Below are 1,507 nucleotides of genomic sequence, written 5' to 3' on the forward strand. Positions count from 1 at the left end.
GAGAGCCTTGACCCGCGCATCTCTTTATGCTTAGTATACTAAGTAGTATCACTTCTTCCCTCTGAATGGAGCCGCAGTGTCTGTCACCTTCGCATCCGAGTTCCCGAAGCGCACCCAGCGCTCCAAGGCGCTGTTCGAGCGCGCCAAGCTGACCATTCCCGGAGGCGCCGGGAGCACCGCCCGCATGCCCCGCAACGGCTGGAACCCGTACCCGCTGTTCATGGAGCAGGGCCAGGGCTCGCGCATCACGGACGTCGACGGCAACGAGTACGTCGACTACCTGCTGGGCCTGGGCCCGGGCATCCTCGGCCACCGCAACCCCACCGTCACGGACGCCGTCGTCCGCGCCATCCAGGAGCACGGCACGAGCTTCGGCCTGCCCTACGAACTGGAGATCGAGGCCTCGGAGAAGGTCGTGGCGGCCGTCCCCGGGGTCGAGCAGGTCCGCTTTGCGAACTCCGGCTCCGAGGCCGTCGGACAGGCCGTGCGCCTGGCCCGCGCCACGACCGGCCGCCGCCTGATCGTCCGCTTCGAGGGCCTGTACCACGGCTGGCAGGACAGCGTGTACTGGTCCAACCACGTCGACCTCGACCGGGCGGGCCCGGCCGATCGCCCCCGCCCCGTCGCGATGGGCCTCGGCGTGCCCGCCGAGCTCGGCGACACCCTCATCGTGCTCACCTGGAACGACTTCGACAGCTTCTCCGCGCTGATGCGCGAGCGCGGCGAGGAGATCGCGGCGGTCATCACCGAGCCCGCCGTGCTGAACACGGGGTGCATTCTGCCGGAGCCGGGCTACCTGGAGCTGCTGCGGTCCGAGACCGAGAAGGCCGGCGCGATGCTGATCTTCGACGAGGTCATCACGGGCTTCCGCATCGCCCGGGGCGGCGCGCACGAGTACTACGGCGTGATCCCCGACCTCACCACCTATGCCAAGGGGATCGGGGGCGGCTTCCCCGTCGCCGCGATCGGCGGCACGAAGGAGGCCATGCGCCTCATCGCCGACGGCACCTACTCGCACTCCGGCACCTACAACGCGAACGTGGTGCAGTGCGCCGCGGTCTCGGCCACGATGGATCTTCTCGCGGAGCCCGGCCTCTACGAGCGGCAGCGCGCCCTCGGCGAGCGCCTCGCGACCGGCCTCGAGGGCATCGCGAACGACAACGGCATCGACGCCTACGTCACGGGGCTCGGCACCGTGTTCCAGCTCTGGTTCGCCGACGGCCCCGTGAAGAACTGGCGCGACGCCGTCGCCCAGACCCGCGAGGGCGAGTTCACCCGCTGGTACGAGGAGATGGTCGTGCGCGGCGTGCTCTTCCACCCGCTCCAGTTCGAGAACCTGTTCGTGTCCCTCGTGCACGACGACCGCGACATCGACGACACCCTGAACGCGGCCGCCGACTCGATGAAAGTACTCGCGAGCGAGTTCGGTCGCAAGTAGGCTCATCACCGAGAGGGGTCGGCGCTCCGAGCGAGCGTCGATCCCCGCCGGTGGGGGGCTACGGGCCGT

At 69.2% G+C, this 1,507-nt stretch carries 1 protein-coding gene; it reads left to right on the forward strand.

Annotated features, from left to right (window positions below; genetic code table 11):
* Window positions 1-76 precede the first annotated feature (76 nt).
* Window positions 77-1,438: an aspartate aminotransferase family protein gene (locus OOT08_RS12685; RefSeq protein ID WP_325093106.1), complete on the forward strand. Its 1,362-nt coding sequence runs from the start codon at window positions 77-79 to the stop codon at window positions 1,436-1,438.
* The last annotated feature ends 69 nt before the right edge of the window (window positions 1,439-1,507 follow it).

It is taken from the genome of Leucobacter sp. M11, from assembly GCF_035726885.1.
Classification (GTDB): domain Bacteria; phylum Actinomycetota; class Actinomycetes; order Actinomycetales; family Microbacteriaceae; genus JAPFRB01.